Origin of the sequence: Microbacterium invictum (assembly GCF_014197265.1) — a bacterium.
Classification (GTDB): Bacteria; Actinomycetota; Actinomycetes; order Actinomycetales; family Microbacteriaceae; genus Microbacterium; species Microbacterium invictum.
On the sequence record NZ_JACIFH010000001.1, the window covers coordinates 3,203,816 to 3,219,093 of the forward strand.

Consider the following 15,278-nt stretch of genomic DNA (forward strand, 5'->3'; position numbering starts at 1 on the left):
CATAGGCTCGTGGGCGGCGACTGGGGAAAGCGCATTCCGAAATCCGCGATCAAAGGTGAACGTATGAGATCCCCTATCCGCACGACCGTCATGGTGGCCGCCCTCGCGGCCGCTCTCATCGTGCCCGCGCAGGCCGCGCAGGCCGGCTCTCCGGGCCATGGGCATGGGCCCGGGCACGGCGGCTCAGCGTCGAGCCCGCAGCTCGAAGATCTCGATCGGGGTCTGGTCGCCGTCGGCACGGCATCCGGGGTCTTCCTCAGCTGGCGACTGCTGAAGTCCGAAGCGACCGGCGCGAGTGAGACCGGGCTGACCGGCACCGACTTCGTCGTCTACCGCGACAACCGCAAGATCGCCACCGTCACCGACAGCACGAACTATGTGGATGCCGCGGGCTCGGCCGGCGCCACCTACCGCGTCGCGCCGGTGGTCAAGGGGCGCACCGGCAAGAAGAGCGACAGGGCCACGCCGCTGGACCAGTCCTTCATCGACATCCCGCTGACGGCGCCCGCCGACGGCGTGACCCCCGCCGGCGAGGCCTACACCTACTCGGCCAACGACGCGTCCGTCGGCGACGTCGACGGCGACGGCGAGTACGAGTACATCGTCAAGTGGGACCCGTCGAACTCGAAGGACGTCTCGCAGATCGGCTACACCGGCCCGGTGTTCCTCGACACCTACGAGCTCGACGGCACGCTGCTCAACCGCATCGAGCTGGGCGTCAACATCCGCGCCGGCGCCCACTACACGCAGTTCCTCGTCTACGACTTCGACGGCGACGGGCGCAGCGAGACGATCCTGAAGACCGCGCCGGGCACGAAGTCCATCCGCTACAACGGCAAGGGCAAGGCGATCCGCGAGTCGTACATCACGATGCCGAAGGCCGACCGCACGGCCGGCTACTCGCACGACGACGACTACCGGATGAGCGCCGACGACTATTACGACCACCTCGTCGAGATGTTCCTCGGATGGTCGGAGCGCGAAGAGGTCGTCTCAGGGCAGTGGCCGGCCACGCTCGAAGAGGCGTGGGGCACCGAGGTGACCCACGAGTACCCGCTGTCGCAGGCCGGCGCCGAAGAGCTCGCCGACTACTTCATCGACGTCTATGCGCCCTCACGCTCCGCCCGCAACGCGCTGCGTGACTTCGAGGGCTTCATCGTCGACGGCCCCGAATACCTCACCGTGTTCGACAGCGCCACCGGCAAAGAACTGCAGACGGTGCGCTACGAGCCCGGCCGCGACGACGACGGCCTGCTGTGGGGCGACTACGCGATGTCGCGCATCGAACCCGGCAACCGCGTCGACCGCTTCCTGTCGGGCGTCGCCTACCTCGATGGCGAGACGCCGTCGGCCGTCTTCGCCCGCGGCTACTACACGCGCTCCACGATCGCGACCTATGACTGGAACGGCAAGAAGCTCACCCAGCGCTGGTTCGTCGACAGCGGGCACGTCCCGATGACGAACCCGTTCAACGACGGCCCGCACGGCCGCGACGGCACCGACCCGGAGTACGGCACGATCACGACGCAGGGCTTCCACAGCCTGAGCTCGGCCGACGTCGACGGCGACGGCAAGCACGAGATCGTCTACGGCTCGGCGACGATCGACGACGATGGCGACCTGCTGTACTCGTCCTTCGACGTCATGCCCGAAGGCAGCGGCGACCCCGGGGCGCTGGCGCGGCTGGGCCACGGCGACGCGATGCATGTCGCCGACATCGACCCCGACCGTGACGGCCTCGAGATCTTCACCGTGCACGAGGGAGGAGCGTGGGCGCCGTACGGCACGGCGCTGCGCGACGCGGCGACCGGTGAGGTCCTCTTCGGGGCGTACTCGGGTCGCGACACCGGCCGCGGGATGATCGGCGATGTCCGCAGTGATGTCCCCGGCATCGAGGTCTGGTCGTCGATGCCCGCCGGCACCGACGCGTCGGGCCTGCTGTCGGCCACCGGCGAGATCGTGTCGCCGGCCAATCCCGGCACCAACATGTCGATCCGGTGGTCAGGGGATCTCACGACGCAGATCGTGAACGGTGCGCTCGAGGTCACCCCCACGATCGACGACTGGACCGACGGCACCGTGCTCACGGCATCCGGAACCCTCACGAACAACGGGACCAAGGGCAACCCGTCCCTCGTCGCCGATGTGCTCGGCGACTGGCGCGAGGAGCTGCTCGTGCGCACCGCCGACTCGAGTGCGCTGCGCATCTACATCTCGACCGAGGTGACCGAGCACAAGCTGTACACGCTCATGCAGGACGTGCAGTACCGGGCCGAGACCGCCCGGCAGCAGACGACGTACAACCAGCCGGCGTACCCGTCGTTCTACTTCGCGTCGGACATGTCGTTCGCCGATGTTCCGCTGGCCGCCGCCAAGAAGGGCGGCACGCGCTGAGCTGAGCCACGCAGGAGGGCCGGGGATCGCGAGGTCGCCTGCCCTCCTGCGTGGGGCGCTGACCCCTAGACTCATCTCCATGCCCGAGTACACCGATGCGTACGGCGTCGCGATCGTCTACGACGTCCACCCGGCGAAGACCGAGCCACGCGCCGTGGTGCAGCTGCTGCACGGTCTGGGTGAGCATGCCGGCCGCTATGGCGCGACCATCGACGCACTGACCGCTGCCGGGTACGCCGTCTACGCCGATGACCACCGCGGGCACGGGCGCACCGGCATGGCGCAGCACCGCGGCGACGCGTCGAAGCTCGGCCGCCTCGGAGCGGGCGGGCATCGGGCGGCCGTCGCGGCGGTGTGGCAGTTCACGCAGCTCATCCGCGCCGAGAACCCCGCTCGGCCGCTGGTGATCCTGGGGCATTCCTGGGGGTCGTTCCTCACCCAGATCCTCGTCAACGAGCACCCCGATGCCTACGACGCCGTCGTGCTGAGCGGCTCGGGACTGCGCACGCCGCTCGATCTCAACGCGGGCGACCTCAACCGGTCCTGGAAGGCGCCTGATGCGATGGGCACCGAGTGGTTGTCGTCCGATCTCTCGGTCGGGCGCGCGTTCCTCGACGACCCGCTCACGAGTACCGAGCGGATGGCGAAGCTGTTCGGGATCATCGACGGCGTGCGTGTGTACGGGCTCCCGCGCAAGAACGTGGGGCGTGACATTCCCGTGCTGCTCATGGTCGGCCGCGACGACAGCGTCGCGGGGCCGCGCAGCGTGCACAAGCTTGCCCAGGCGTACCGCACGCGGGCGGGCTTCACCGACGTGACGACACTGGTGTACCCGGACGCGCGGCACGAGATATTCAACGAGGTCTCGCAGGCCGAGGTCCGCGCCGACCTGCTGGCCTGGCTCGACACGCGGTTCCCCGCCCGCGCCTGAGACCGCGAGCGGCGGCATCCACTCGCCCGGTCCCGCCGTAGGCTGGGGAGCATGCACGGCGAGTACAAGGTTCCGGGCGGCAAACTGGTCGTCGTCGATCTTGAGACCCGTGACGGGAAGATCGCGGACTTCCACCTCGCCGGGGACTTCTTCCTCGAGCCGGACGATGCCCTCGCCGATATCGACGATGCCGTCAACGGCCTGCCCGTCGAGGCCGACGTCGCCACGATCGCCGCGGCGGTCCGCGCCGCACTGCCCGAGGGTGCCCAGCTGCTCGGATTCACGCCCGAGTCGGTGGGCACTGCCATCCGCCGTGCGCTCGTCACCGCCCCGGGATGGTCTGACTTCGAGTGGGAGATCGTGCACGAGAAGGCCGTCTCGCCGCGGATGAACCTCGCGCTCGACGAAGTGCTGACCGGTCGCGTCGGCGATGGGCGCCGCAACCCGACGCTGCGCATCTGGGAGTGGGACGAGTCCGCCGTCGTCATCGGGTCGTTCCAGTCGTACCGCAACGAGGTCGACCCCGAGGGGGCGCAGCGCCACGGGTTCGACGTCGTCCGGCGCATCTCCGGCGGCGGGGCCATGCTCATGGCCGCGGGCGCCATCGTGACCTATTCGCTGTACGTCCCGGCATCCCTCGTCGCGGGTCTCACCTTCGCCGACTCGTACGCATTCCTCGACGACTGGGTGCTGCAGGCGCTGCGCTCGCTCGGCATCGAGGCCACCTACCAGCCGCTCAACGACATCACCTCGCCGCAGGGGAAGATCGGCGGAGCCGCGCAGAAGCGCCTCGCCAACGGCGGGGTGCTGCACCACGCGACGTTGTCGTACGACATGGACGGCGCGGTGATGACCGACGTGCTGCGCATCGGCCGCGAGAAGCTGAGCGACAAGGGCACGGTGTCGGCGGCGAAGCGCGTCGACCCGCTCCGCAGTCAGACCGGCCTGCCGCGCGCGGCGATCATCGAGCGGTTCATCGACACCTTCGCGAGGCTCTACGGAGCCGTCCCCGGCACCATCGCCGACGACGAGTACACGGAAGCCGAAGCCCTCGTCGAGTCGAAGTTCGCCACCGACGCGTGGCTGCACCGCGTCCCGTGAGCGACACCGCGCACTCCATCGCCGGCACCCCGCGGGCGGAGCCGACCGCCCGCGCGGCGTCGGAGACCCCGCCCCTCGCGGCGACCGGGCACGTCGAGATCCACCACGGTGACAACCTGGCCGTGGCCGCGACCCTGGAGTCGGGTTCGTTCACCTTGATCTACCTCGACCCGCCGTTCAACACCGGCCGCACCCAGTCACGATCGGTCGAACGCGCCGTCGCCGAGCGCACAGCAGCCCGGGATACCCCGGCTGCAACCCCCGCCGCCGGTCCCGCCCGGTCCGGCGTCCCAACTCCTTCGATCTCGCACGTCGAAGCCTCGATTCGGCCCGAATCGGCCGATCTGGCACCGGATCGAAGGAGTTACGTCGCGGCCTCTCCGGAAGGCCCCGTCAAGCGCGGCTTCCGCGGCACCAGCTACGCCCGCCTCCGCGGCGACCTGCGGGTCTACGACGACCGGTTCGACGACTACTGGGACTTCCTCGAGCCGCGGCTGGCCGAAGCATGGCGGCTGCTCGCACCCGACGGCACCCTCTACCTGCACCTCGACTATCGCGAGGCCCACTACGCCAAGGTGCTGCTCGACGCCCTGTTCGGCCGCGACTGCTTCCTCAACGAGCTGATCTGGGCATACGACTACGGCGCGAAGTCCCGCAGCCGCTGGCCCACCAAGCACGACACGATCCTGGTCTACGTCAAGGATCCGAAGGGCTACTGGTTCGACTCCGAGGCGGTCGACCGCGAACCGTACATGGCGCCGGGCCTAGTCACGCCCGAGAAAGCCGCCCGCGGCAAGCTGCCCACCGATGTCTGGTGGCACACGATCGTGCCGACCGGCGGCCGCGAGAAGACGGGCTACCCGACGCAGAAGCCCGAGGGCATCCTGCGGCGCATCGTCCAGGCATCCACCCGCCCCGGCGACCGGGTCCTCGACCTGTTCGCCGGCAGCGGCACGACCGGCGCGGTCGCGTCGGCCCTGGGCCGCGATGCCGTACTGGTCGACGACAACCCCGAGGCCATCGCCGTCATGCGCCGGCGCATACCGCACGCGAACGTCGCGGACTGAGCTGGCCGCGCTTCAGACCAGCGCGCGCACGGTCGCGTAGCCGTCGGAGGACACATCGGGGGTGGATGCCGGGGCCCCGAACACCCGGGTCGTGCCGGGACGCTGCGACCAGGCCGGCCAGCCCAGGCCATCGCCACGGACGAGCCCCACGGGCTGGCGGGCGTGCCCGAGGTGAAGCCGCCGCCGTGGATGTACACGAGCACCGGCAGGCCGGCCTCACGCTCGCCGGGCGGGGGGTGAAGACGTTGAGGTTCAGCGTCGCGTCGCCGGGCACGACCGGCTCGGGGATGAGGGTGTCGCCCGGATCGACGCGACACGGCGTGGGGCCGTTCGCGAGGGCGTCGAGCACGCCCTCCCACGGCTCCGGCGGCAGCGGCGCGGCGACTCGCCGTTCCCCGACGGGCGCCTGCGCGAACGGGATGCCGAGGAAGGCGGCGGATGCCACGGCGCGGCCGTGTGCGTCGACGCTCTCCCGCCAGCGGCCGCGGACGTGCCCGGGCGCGATGCGGATGACCGGATCCGGTCGGTCGGTCGCGGTCATGTGTCGGCATTCCGTTCCTGGGGGCTCGGGAGGAGAAGCTCGAAGAGCGCCTCGAGCGTGGCGGCCATATCGACGTCGGGTTCCAGCATCCACTGCACCTGCAGGCCATCGGCCACCGCTTGGAAGATGCGGGCGATCGTGTCGGGGTCGACCCGGTCGGTGATCTGCCCGATGGCCTGGCTGCGGGCGAGGACGGTGGCGAACACGCTGCGCAGGCTCGCGCCGCGCTCGACGAAGAAGCGGTGGGCCGCGTGATCGGGGTCGGCGGCGTCGACGGACAGCCGCGCGAACAGCTGTACGAGGCCCGGCACGTCGACGTTGTGGCGGATCACACCCACGTAACCGCGACGCAGCTCTTCGAGCTCGATCTCATCGGGGTGGGCGGCGATGCGGCTCCGGTCTGCGGTCAGGCCCGCGTCGGCCGAGTCGAGCTCGTCGCGCTTGCGGAGGACCGCGGTGAAGAGCTCTTCCTTGCTGTCGAAATAGTGGAGAAGCCCGGCCTGGCTCAGGCCGACGGCATCGGCGATCTCCTTGACCGAAGCGCCGCCGATGCCTTCGCGAGCGATCACCTCGAGGGCGCGGGTGAGGATCTCCTCGCGCTTGGCGATGCCCTTCGCGTAGGAACCACGGCGTCCCGATCGGCTGTCTGCCATAGGAGAAGTAAACCGAACGACGCTTGATTTCTCAAAACCTAGTGGCATATGGTTTTAACGCGGTGCCCCACGACGATCGCCTCGAAGGAGAGACATGACAATCCCCGACATCTCGGAGCTCACCCTCGAGGAGAAGGCGTCGCTGACCAGCGGCGCGAGCTTCTGGTACACCAAGCCGGTCGAGCGTGCCGGTATCCCGTCGATCATGGTGACCGACGGTCCGCACGGGCTGCGCAAGCAGCGCGAGAGCGGTGACCACCTGGGACTCGGCGACAGCGTGCCGGCCACCTGCTTCCCGCCTGCGGTCGGGCTGGGATCGTCCTGGGATGTCGACCTCGCGCACCGGGTCGGCGAGGCGCTCGGCGCCGAGACCTCGATCGAGAACGTCGGCGTGCTGCTGGGCCCCGGTATCAACATCAAGCGCTCGCCGCTGTGCGGTCGCAACTTCGAGTATCTCTCCGAAGACCCGATCGTCTCGGGCGTGATCGGCGCCGCGATCGTGAACGGCATCCAGTCGCAGGGCGTGGGCACCTCGCTCAAGCACTTCGCGGCGAACAACCAGGAACTCGACCGCATGCGGTCGAGTTCCGACATCGACCCGCGGCCGCTGCGCGAGATCTACCTGCGCGGTTTCCAGCGTGTCGTGGAGGACGCCCAGCCGTGGACGGTCATGTGCTCCTACAACCGCATCAACGGCGTCTACGCGTCGGAGGATCCGTGGCTGCTGACGCAGGTGCTGCGCGATGAGTGGGGGTTCGACGGCCTCGTCGTGTCGGACTGGGGCGCCGTCAACGAGCGTGTTTCCGGCCTGGCGGCGGGGATGGACCTCGAGATGCCCGCCTCGGGCGGCGTCACCGACGCGCAGATCGTCACCGCCGTGCAGGACGGCGCACTCGACGAGTCGGTGCTCGACACGGCCGCGGGCCGCGTGCTCGATCTGGTCCGCAAGGCGACCGCGGGTGCCGGCGCCGTCGCCGGCCCGCTCGATGTCGACGCCCATCACGCGCTGGCCCGGGAGGCGGCCGGACGGTCGATCGTGCTGCTGAAGAACGACCCGGTCGACGGTGCGCCGGTGCTGCCGATCGCGAAGGACTCGTCGATCGCGCTCATCGGTGAGTTCGCACAGACGCCGCGCTATCAGGGCGCCGGATCGTCGATGATCAACCCCACCCGGCTGGACAGTGCACTCGACGGCATCCGGGCGCTCGCGACCGGCGCGGTGACCTACGCGCGGGGCTTCAGCACCGCGCTCGAGGTCGCAGACGACGAGGTCGCCGCGCTGCGCGACGAGGCGGTGGCCGCGGCATCCATCGCCGACGTCGCCGTGCTCTTCCTCGGACTCCCCGCCCGCCTCGAATCCGAGGGCTACGACCGCACCGACATCGACCTGCCCGCCGCCCAGCTGGATCTGGTCGACGCCGTGCTGGCGGCCAACCCCCGCGCCGTGGTCGTGCTGTCCAACGGCGGCGTCGTGGCGCTGCCGTTCACCGATCGGGTGCCGGCGATCGTCGAGGCGTGGCTGCTCGGGCAGGCCGGCGGCACCGCGACCGCCGACGTGCTGCTCGGCGACGTGAACCCGTCGGGCAAGCTCACCGAGACGATCCCCGTGCGGCTGGAGGACAGTCCTGCCTACCTGGACTTCCCCGGTGAGTTCTCGCACGTCCGCTACGGCGAGGGCCTGTTCGTCGGGTACCGCTGGTACGACGCGCGGCGCCTCGAGGTGGCCTACCCCTTCGGTCACGGTCTGTCCTACACCACGTTCGCGTATGGAGATGCCTCGGCATCGGTGACCGGCGACGGCGACATCGAGGTGCGGGTCGCCGTCACCAACGCCGGCGATCGCGCAGGGCGCGAGGTCGTGCAGGCGTACACGTCGCTGCCCGATGGGGTCGTGCAGCGTCCGGTGCGCGAGCTCAAGGCTTTCGCGTCGGTGTCGCTGGATGCCGGCGAGACCGGCGAGGTCGTGCTCACGGTGCGCCGCGCCGACCTCGCCTACTGGGACATCCGCGTCGACCGCTGGGTCGTCGAGGGGGGCCAGTACCTCGTCGACGTCGCCGCGTCGAGCCGCGACATCCGCGCCACCGTGCCGGTCGCAGTGAGCGGAGACGATGTCGTCCTGCCGTTGTCGCGCACCTCCTCGCTCGGTGAAGTCATGGCACACCCCATCGCCGGGCCGGTCGTGCACGCCGCGATCGCGCAGATGATGGGCGGCATGGACGGAGCCGCGTCGATCATGCCGGAGGGCGTCGACTTCACGAAGATGATGGAGTCGTTCCCCATCGGCCGGATCGGCATGATGGCCTCACTCGGCGGCGGTGAAGACGGGGTGGATGCCGCGCAGATCGACGGCCTGATCGCGATGGCGAACGCGGGGCAGACTCCCGGGCAGTAGCCGCGCGGAGCCGGCCGCGGGCGTGCGGCATCTGGGGCGGTGCGTCCGCCCGGATGTGCGTCGCGCCCCGGCCGGGCCCATAGGCTTGCGATCATGCGTTTCGGAACCTTTATTCCCCAAGGCTGGCGTTTCGATCTGGTCGGTATCGACCCTGCTGACCAGTGGCACGCGATGTCGGCGCTCGCGCAGCGGGCCGACGCCGGGCCGTGGGAGTCGCTGTGGGTCTACGATCACTTCCACACGACCCCGGTTGCCTCGCAGGAAGCGACCCACGAAGCCTGGACGCTGATGGCCGCGTTCGCCGCGTCGACCAGCCGCATCCGCCTCGGCCAGATGTGCACGTGCATGGGGTATCGCAACCCCGCCTATCTCGCGAAGGTCGCGGCGACCGTGGACGTCATCTCGGGTGGCCGCGCCGAGATGGGAATCGGCGCGGGCTGGTACCAGCACGAGTGGGAGGCCTACGGCTACGGCTTCCCCGAGGCCCCTGAGCGACTCAAGATGCTGCGCGAAGGCGTCGAGATCATGCGCCAGGCGTGGACGACCGGCCAGGCCACCCTCGACGGCACCTACTACCAGGTGGACGGCGCGATCGTGCAGCCGCAGCCGCTGCAGGATGGCGGCATCCCGATGTGGATCGCCGGCGGCGGCGAGAAGGTGACGTTGAAGATCGCGGCGAAGTACGCCACGTACACGAACTTCACCGGCACGCTCGAGGAATTCGATCACAAGAGCGACGTGCTGCGCGGGCACTGCGACACCCTCGGGCGCGACTTCTCCGAGATCACCCGGTCGTCGAACTTCGACACCATCGTCGGGGAGACCGAGGCCGACGCCGAGGATCGGCTGGCGGCCGTGATCGCGCGCGTGCGCCCGTTCGTGCAGGATGAGCACGCCGACCGCATTGAGCGCGGCATCCGTCGCTCCGACGGGTTCGGATCGGTCGAGCAGGTGACCGAGAAGCTCGCGCGCAAGGGCGAGCACGGGCTCGGGTACGCGATCCACTACTTCCCCGAGGCGGCATACGACACTTCGGGGATCGAGCTGTTCGAGCGCGAGGTCATTCCTGCGCTGAGCTGATCGCCGCGCCATCGCGCGGGTCGGCCGTGCGCGCCGCGGCATCCACTGTTCAGTCGCCGAGGAAGCTCAGCAGCGCCTCGTTGACTTCGTCGCCGTGCGTCCACAGCAGACCGTGCGGCGCGCCCTCGATCTCGACGTAGGTGACCTCCCCGGGGACGAGGTCCGTGAACTTCCGCGCGGTCTTGTCTATCGGCAGGATGTTGTCGGCCGTGCCGTGGACGATGAGCGTCGGCACATCGATCGCCGGGATGTCGGCGCGGAAGTCGGTCGGCCACGTCAGCGGTGCGGCCGCGATCGCGGCGTTGCCTGCCTGGGTGGCGATGGCGACGCTCGCGTCGAGCGCCTCCTGCGAGATGCGTGAGCCGAGGTTCTCGTCGAGGTTGTAGAAGTCCTTGAAGAACCCGGCGATGAACGCGTACCGGTCCTCGCGCACCGACTGCGCGATGCCGTCGAAGAACTCCTGTGGGCCGGCGCCGTCGGGGTTGTCGTCGGTGACAAGCAGGTACGGTTCGAGCGACCCGAGGAAGGCCGCCTTGGCGACGCGGGCGCTCCCGTAGCGCGAGAGGTAGCGGGCGATCTCGCCGGTGCCCATCGAGAAGCCGACCAGGATGGCCTCGTGCAGGTCGAGGTCTTCGATCAGTGCGTGCAGGTCGGCGGCGAAGGTGTCGTAGTCGTAGCCCGATCCGGTTTTCGACGACGCCCCGAACCCGCGGCGGTCGTAGGCGATGACGCGGTGGCCGGCATCCAGCAGTGCCGCCTGCTGCTTGCCCCACGACTCGCCGTTCAGTGGGAAGCCGTGGATGAGCACGACCGGCTGACCGCTCGCGGGACCCTGATCGGTGTAGAAGATGTCGATGTCGGCCGAGTTCTCGGTTCCCACGGTGATGTACGCCACGATCGCTCCTTCCGGCCGGGGACGGGCGCCTCGGCTCACTTCGAAGTTAGGCCCGCGGCATCCCTTATCGGAAGAGGCGATCGTGGGGCGTGACGCGGGCACGGCACGGTCAAGTCACATGTCGGTGCGAGGGTCTATCGTTCGAGAATGGTCGCCGCCTCTGCCAAGCCCGAGCTGCACGTTGACACGGTCGAGGAGTGGGAACGCTGGCTGGAGTCCGATCCGGGTCCTGACGGAGTGCGGTTGCGCATCCGTAAGGCGGCGTCGATCAAGCCGGGCATCACCTACGCGGATGCGTTGGACGTCGCGTTGTGCTTCGGCTGGATCGACGGGCAGAGGCAGTCGTTGAATGACGACTACTTCCTGCAGGTCTTCACACCGCGCCGGCCACGCGGGGTGTGGTCGAAGGTCAACATCGAGCACGCCGGCCGTCTGATTGAGGAAGGCCGCATGCGGCCTGCCGGCCACCGCGAGATCGACCTCGCGAAGGCGGATGGGCGGTGGGACGCCGCCTATCGTCAGCGCGACGGGGGAATCCCACCCGAACTCCAGGCGGCACTCGATGCCGACCCGGCGATCGCCGCCGCGTTCGCCGCACAGTCGGCGCAGAACCGCTTCTCGATGGCGTTCCGCGTGAGTAGCTTGAAGCGGCCGGAGACCCGTGCGGCCCGGGTCGCCCAATACATCACCATGCTCGAGCGGGGCGAGACGATCCACTGAATTGACGCGCGGCGACGCGTGGGCTGGGGACAACCGGAAGCCCTGACGTGCGGCTGGTGCGTCCGCGTCAGGCGTCGCGACCGGCGCCGGCGGACGGCGTCACCGTGAAGATCGTCGGCGGGGCGAAGCCGGATGCCGCGAACGCGGCGACCACGGCATCGGTGACCTGCGGGATCAGGTCGTGCGCGACCAGCGCGATCGCCGCACCGCCGAATCCGCCGCCGGTCATGCGCGCACCGACCGCTCCCGCGGCCAGGGACGCCTCGACGGCGGTGTCGAGCTCGGGCACCGAGATCTCGAAGTCGTCGCGCATCGAGGCGTGCGAGGCAACGAGGAGGTCGCCGATCGCGGTCGGGCCCTGCTCGCGCAGCGTGCGGACGGTGTCGAGAACCCGCTGGTTCTCGGTGACGACGTGGCGCACGCGGCGGAAGGTCACCTCGTCCATGAGCTGTTCGGCGCGGGCGAGGTCGGCCACCGACACATCGCGCAGCGCGGGCACGCCCATGATCTCGGCACCGCGCTCGCACGCGGCACGGCGCTCGCCGTAGCCGCCGGTCGAATGCGCGTGCGTGACTCCCGTGTCGATGACGAGCAGTTCGAGGCCTGCGGCGGCCAAGCCGAGCTCGATCACCTGGGCGTCGAGCGAGCGACAGTCGAGGAAGATCCCGGCATCCGCTTCACCGAGCATGGATGCCATCTGATCCATGATCCCGGTGGGGGCGCCGACAGCCTCGTTCTCGGCGCGGCGGCCCGCCCGGGCGAGGGCGACACGATCGAGTCCCAGGTTCCAGGTGTCGTTCAGTGCCGACGCCGTCGCCCCCTCGATGGCGGCCGACGACGACAGACCTGCGCCCACCGGCACGCTGGAGGCGAACGCGAGGTCGATGCCGGTGACGTCGGCTGCAGGCGCGGCCTGCCGAAGGGCCCAGGCGACGCCGAGGGGGTAGCGCGCCCACTCGACGATCTCATCGCGACGGGCGGGGAACAGGGCGTCGAGGTCGGCGAGAGCGATCTCGACGGGCACCGGGTCAAACGTCGAGACGACGCGGATGCGGCCGTCGTCACGGCGCCCGAGGGCGACATGGGTGCGGTGCGCGATCGCGAACGGGAAGACGAAGCCGTCGTTGTAGTCGGTGTGCTCGCCGATGAGGTTGGCCCGGCCGGGGGCCGACCAGGCGCCTTCGGGGGTGGTGCCGGTCAGTTCGCGGAACAGGTCGCGGGCCTGGTCAGCGGCGGTGGTGGCGTTCGGGGCGTCGGCGGCGGCGGTGCTCACAGTTCGACCCCCTCGATGGCGGCGCGCAGGCGGTCGGCGGCGGTCTCGGGCGGGATGTCGCCGATCCACGCGCCCATTGCCGCCTCGGAGCCGGCGAGGTACTTCAGCTTGTCGGCCGCGCGGCGCGGGCTCGTGATCTGCAGGTTGAGTCGCACGGTGTCGCGGCCCACGTGGACGGGAGCCTGATGCCAGGCGGCGATGTACGGCGTCGGCGTTTCGTAGAGCGCGTCGATGCCGCGCAGCAGGCGCAGGTAGATCGGGGCGAGCTCGTCGCGCTCGTCGGCGGTGAGGGCCGCGAAGTCGGGCACCTGGCGGTGAGGCAGCATATGCACCTCGATGGGCCAGCGGGCGGCGAACGGCACGAACGCCGTCCAGTGCTCGCCGCGCAGCAGCACCCGCGGACCCGACTGCTCGAAGTCGAGAATGCGGGCGAACAGGTCGGGGGCGGTCCGGTCGATGGAGTCGAGCAGACGGGTCGTGCGCGGGGTGATGTACGGGTACGAGTAGATCTGCCCGTGCGGGTGCTGCAGGGTCACGCCGATCTCTTCGCCGCGGTTCTCGAACGGGAACACCTGCTCGACCCCGGGCAGCGCCGACAGGGCTGCGGTGCGGTCGGCCCAGGCCTCGATCACGGTGCGGGCGCGCGTCACGGTCTGCGTGCCGAACGAGCCGGTGCGGTCGGGTGAGAAGCACACCACCTCGCAGCGGCCGACGCTCGTGCGGGTGTTGCCGAGGCCGAGGCGTTCGAGGTCTGCGAGACCGCGCGGGGGATCGGCGGCTTCGGGGACGTCGCCGGTCGCTGTGGCCAGCGCCGGGCCGAACGAGGGCGAGCGGTTCTCGAACACCGCGACGTCGTAGAGCGAGGGGATCTCGGACGGGTTGGTCTCGCTCTGCGGGGCGAGGGGGTCGAGCTCGGCCGGCGGCAGGAAGGCGCGGTTCTGGCGCGCGGCGGCGACCGAGATCCAGTCGCCGGTGAGGATGTCCTGCCGCATCGTGGCCGTGGCCGGTCGCGGGTCGAGGTCGCGGGCGTCGACGGCCCGATCGGGGCCGAGCGTCGTGCCGGGGTCATCGAAGTAGATCAGGTCGCGCCCGTCGGCCAGCCGCGCGGTGCGCTTGACGACGCCGGCGCCCAGGGCGACGGGTTCGAGGTTCACGGTCGAGTTCGTGTTCACGTCAACACGCTAACCCACGCGTGTGTTATCGTCAACATGGCCGGCTTGATCGAAAGGTGTCTCCCAGATGCAGCAACGGGTATCGATGGCCGATGTGGCCGCGGTGGCCGGCGTCTCGGGGCAGACCGTGTCGCGTGTCGTGAACGGCAGTCCCCGTGTCGATCCCGCGACGCGCCAGCGCGTCGAAGCGGCCATGGCGCAGCTGGACTACCGGCCCCACCGGGCCGCGCGTGCCCTGCGCACCGGTCGCACCGACACGATCGGGCTCATCGTCTCGACCCTCGCGACCGTGGGGAACTCGCGCATGCTCCAGGCGATCGCCGACGCCGCCGCTGAGCGAGGCTACGCACTCACCGTGGTCACCGCATCGGGGGTGGATGCCGTGGCCTCGGGCTTCGCGACTCTTCGCGACCAGGGGGTCGACGGTGCCATCGTGCTGAACGAGGCCACCGTGGCCGCTCGAACGGTCGAGGTGCCGCCGGGGCTTGCGCTGGTCGTGGTGGACTCGCCCCCGGACGACCGGTTCGTCGTGGTGCAGACCGACCACGCGGCGGGTGCGCGACTGGCGGTGGAGCACCTGCTGTCGCGCGGGCATCGCACGGTCGCGCACATCGCCGGACCTGCCGACTCGTTCGCGGCCGCCGAACGCGAGCGGGGCTGGCGCGAAGCGCTCGCCGATGCCGGCATCGACGCGGGTGAACCGGTGCGCGGCGATTGGACCGCGGCATCCGGACACTCCGCCGCCACCGCCCTCCGACCCGACGCGACCGCGGTCTTCGCCGCGAACGACCAGATGGCGCTGGGCGCACTGCGCGCGCTCGCCGAAGCCGGTCGCGCCGTGCCGGGAGACGTCGGCGTCGTGGGCTTCGACGACATCGCCGACGCCGCCGATTACCGCCCACCGCTGACGACGATTCGCCAGGACTTCGATGCCCTCGGCGCCGCCGCCGTGACGGCGCTGGTCGCGGCGATCGAGGGCACGGTGTCCGATCGGGTGGTTCTCACTCCCGCGCTGGTGACCCGCGCGAGCTCCTGAGTCCCCGGATCACGCAGTCCGGG

13 protein-coding genes and 1 pseudogene are annotated in these 15,278 nt (G+C 70.1%); 8 read left to right on the top strand and 6 right to left on the bottom strand.

Features of this window, described 5'->3' with window-relative positions; translation table 11 throughout:
• The first annotated feature begins 63 nt into the window (after positions 1 to 63).
• From BKA10_RS14830 to BKA10_RS14845, 4 genes are all read left to right on the top strand, one after another.
• Positions 64 to 2,394, top strand: coding sequence for a rhamnogalacturonan lyase (locus BKA10_RS14830; RefSeq protein WP_241740012.1), 2,331 nt, complete (start codon positions 64 to 66; stop codon positions 2,392 to 2,394).
• 79 nt (positions 2,395 to 2,473) lie between these two features.
• Positions 2,474 to 3,325 (top strand): alpha/beta fold hydrolase, encoded by an 852-nt coding sequence (locus BKA10_RS14835; RefSeq protein ID WP_183500674.1) that lies wholly within the window; start codon positions 2,474 to 2,476, stop codon positions 3,323 to 3,325.
• Between the two features lie 51 nt (positions 3,326 to 3,376).
• Positions 3,377 to 4,426 (top strand): lipoate-protein ligase LplAB, encoded by a 1,050-nt coding sequence (lplAB, locus tag BKA10_RS14840; protein ID WP_183500675.1) that lies wholly within the window; start codon positions 3,377 to 3,379, stop codon positions 4,424 to 4,426.
• Between the two features lie 98 nt (positions 4,427 to 4,524).
• Entirely contained in the window at positions 4,525 to 5,493 is a 969-nt protein-coding gene (locus BKA10_RS14845; protein WP_183501238.1) for a DNA methyltransferase, read from the top strand.
• A 12-nt stretch (positions 5,494 to 5,505) separates the two neighbouring features.
• On the opposite strand, the gene BKA10_RS16795 is transcribed toward BKA10_RS14845, so the two are convergent.
• The 3 genes and pseudogenes from BKA10_RS16795 to BKA10_RS14855 all read right to left on the bottom strand — a co-directional run bounded on the left by BKA10_RS16795 (position 5,506) and on the right by BKA10_RS14855 (position 6,687).
• Positions 5,506 to 5,643, bottom strand: coding sequence for a hypothetical protein (locus BKA10_RS16795; RefSeq protein WP_277816587.1), 138 nt, complete (start codon positions 5,641 to 5,643; stop codon positions 5,506 to 5,508).
• A 136-nt stretch (positions 5,644 to 5,779) separates the two neighbouring features.
• Positions 5,780 to 6,034: pseudogene (locus BKA10_RS16985) on the bottom strand (carboxylesterase family protein); the annotation flags it as partial.
• On the bottom strand, positions 6,031 to 6,687 hold the full coding sequence (locus tag BKA10_RS14855; protein WP_183500677.1) for a TetR/AcrR family transcriptional regulator: 657 nt from the start codon (positions 6,685 to 6,687) through the stop codon (positions 6,031 to 6,033). The gene BKA10_RS14855 and the pseudogene BKA10_RS16985, both read right to left, overlap by 4 nt.
• Positions 6,688 to 6,781: 94 nt before the next feature.
• On the opposite strand from BKA10_RS14855, the gene BKA10_RS14860 reads away from it, so the two are divergent.
• Both BKA10_RS14860 and BKA10_RS14865 read left to right on the top strand, forming a co-directional pair.
• A complete protein-coding gene (locus tag BKA10_RS14860) occupies positions 6,782 to 9,079 on the top strand; it encodes a glycoside hydrolase family 3 C-terminal domain-containing protein (RefSeq protein WP_183500678.1) in 2,298 nt (765 codons plus the stop codon).
• Positions 9,080 to 9,172: 93 nt separating this feature from the next.
• The gene (locus BKA10_RS14865; protein WP_183500679.1) at positions 9,173 to 10,159 is read left to right on the top strand and encodes an LLM class F420-dependent oxidoreductase; all 987 of its coding nucleotides are present in this window, start codon (positions 9,173 to 9,175) and stop codon (positions 10,157 to 10,159) included.
• A gap of 49 nt (positions 10,160 to 10,208) precedes the next feature.
• Here BKA10_RS14865 and BKA10_RS14870 read toward each other — a convergent pair whose 3' ends face one another.
• The gene (locus BKA10_RS14870; RefSeq protein ID WP_183500680.1) at positions 10,209 to 11,054 is read right to left on the bottom strand and encodes an alpha/beta fold hydrolase; all 846 of its coding nucleotides are present in this window, start codon (positions 11,052 to 11,054) and stop codon (positions 10,209 to 10,211) included.
• A 147-nt stretch (positions 11,055 to 11,201) separates the two neighbouring features.
• Between BKA10_RS14870 and BKA10_RS14875 the strand changes: the two genes are divergently transcribed.
• Positions 11,202 to 11,774, top strand: a complete 573-nt coding sequence (locus BKA10_RS14875; RefSeq protein WP_183500681.1) for a YdeI/OmpD-associated family protein — start codon at positions 11,202 to 11,204, stop codon at positions 11,772 to 11,774.
• Positions 11,775 to 11,841: 67 nt separating this feature from the next.
• Here the strand turns inward: BKA10_RS14875 and galK are convergent, their stop codons facing one another.
• On the bottom strand, positions 11,842 to 13,047 hold the full coding sequence (galK, locus tag BKA10_RS14880) for a galactokinase (protein ID WP_183500682.1): 1,206 nt from the start codon (positions 13,045 to 13,047) through the stop codon (positions 11,842 to 11,844).
• Positions 13,044 to 14,219 carry a galactose-1-phosphate uridylyltransferase gene (gene galT, locus BKA10_RS14885; protein ID WP_183500683.1) on the bottom strand — a complete coding sequence of 392 codons (1,176 nt, stop codon included), beginning with the start codon at positions 14,217 to 14,219 and terminating at the stop codon, positions 13,044 to 13,046. Before galT ends, galK begins: the two co-directional genes overlap by 4 nt.
• Before the next feature lie 85 nt (positions 14,220 to 14,304).
• On the opposite strand from galT, the gene BKA10_RS14890 reads away from it, so the two are divergent.
• The gene (locus tag BKA10_RS14890) at positions 14,305 to 15,255 is read left to right on the top strand and encodes a LacI family DNA-binding transcriptional regulator (RefSeq protein WP_183500684.1); all 951 of its coding nucleotides are present in this window, start codon (positions 14,305 to 14,307) and stop codon (positions 15,253 to 15,255) included.
• The last annotated feature ends 23 nt before the right edge of the window (positions 15,256 to 15,278 follow it).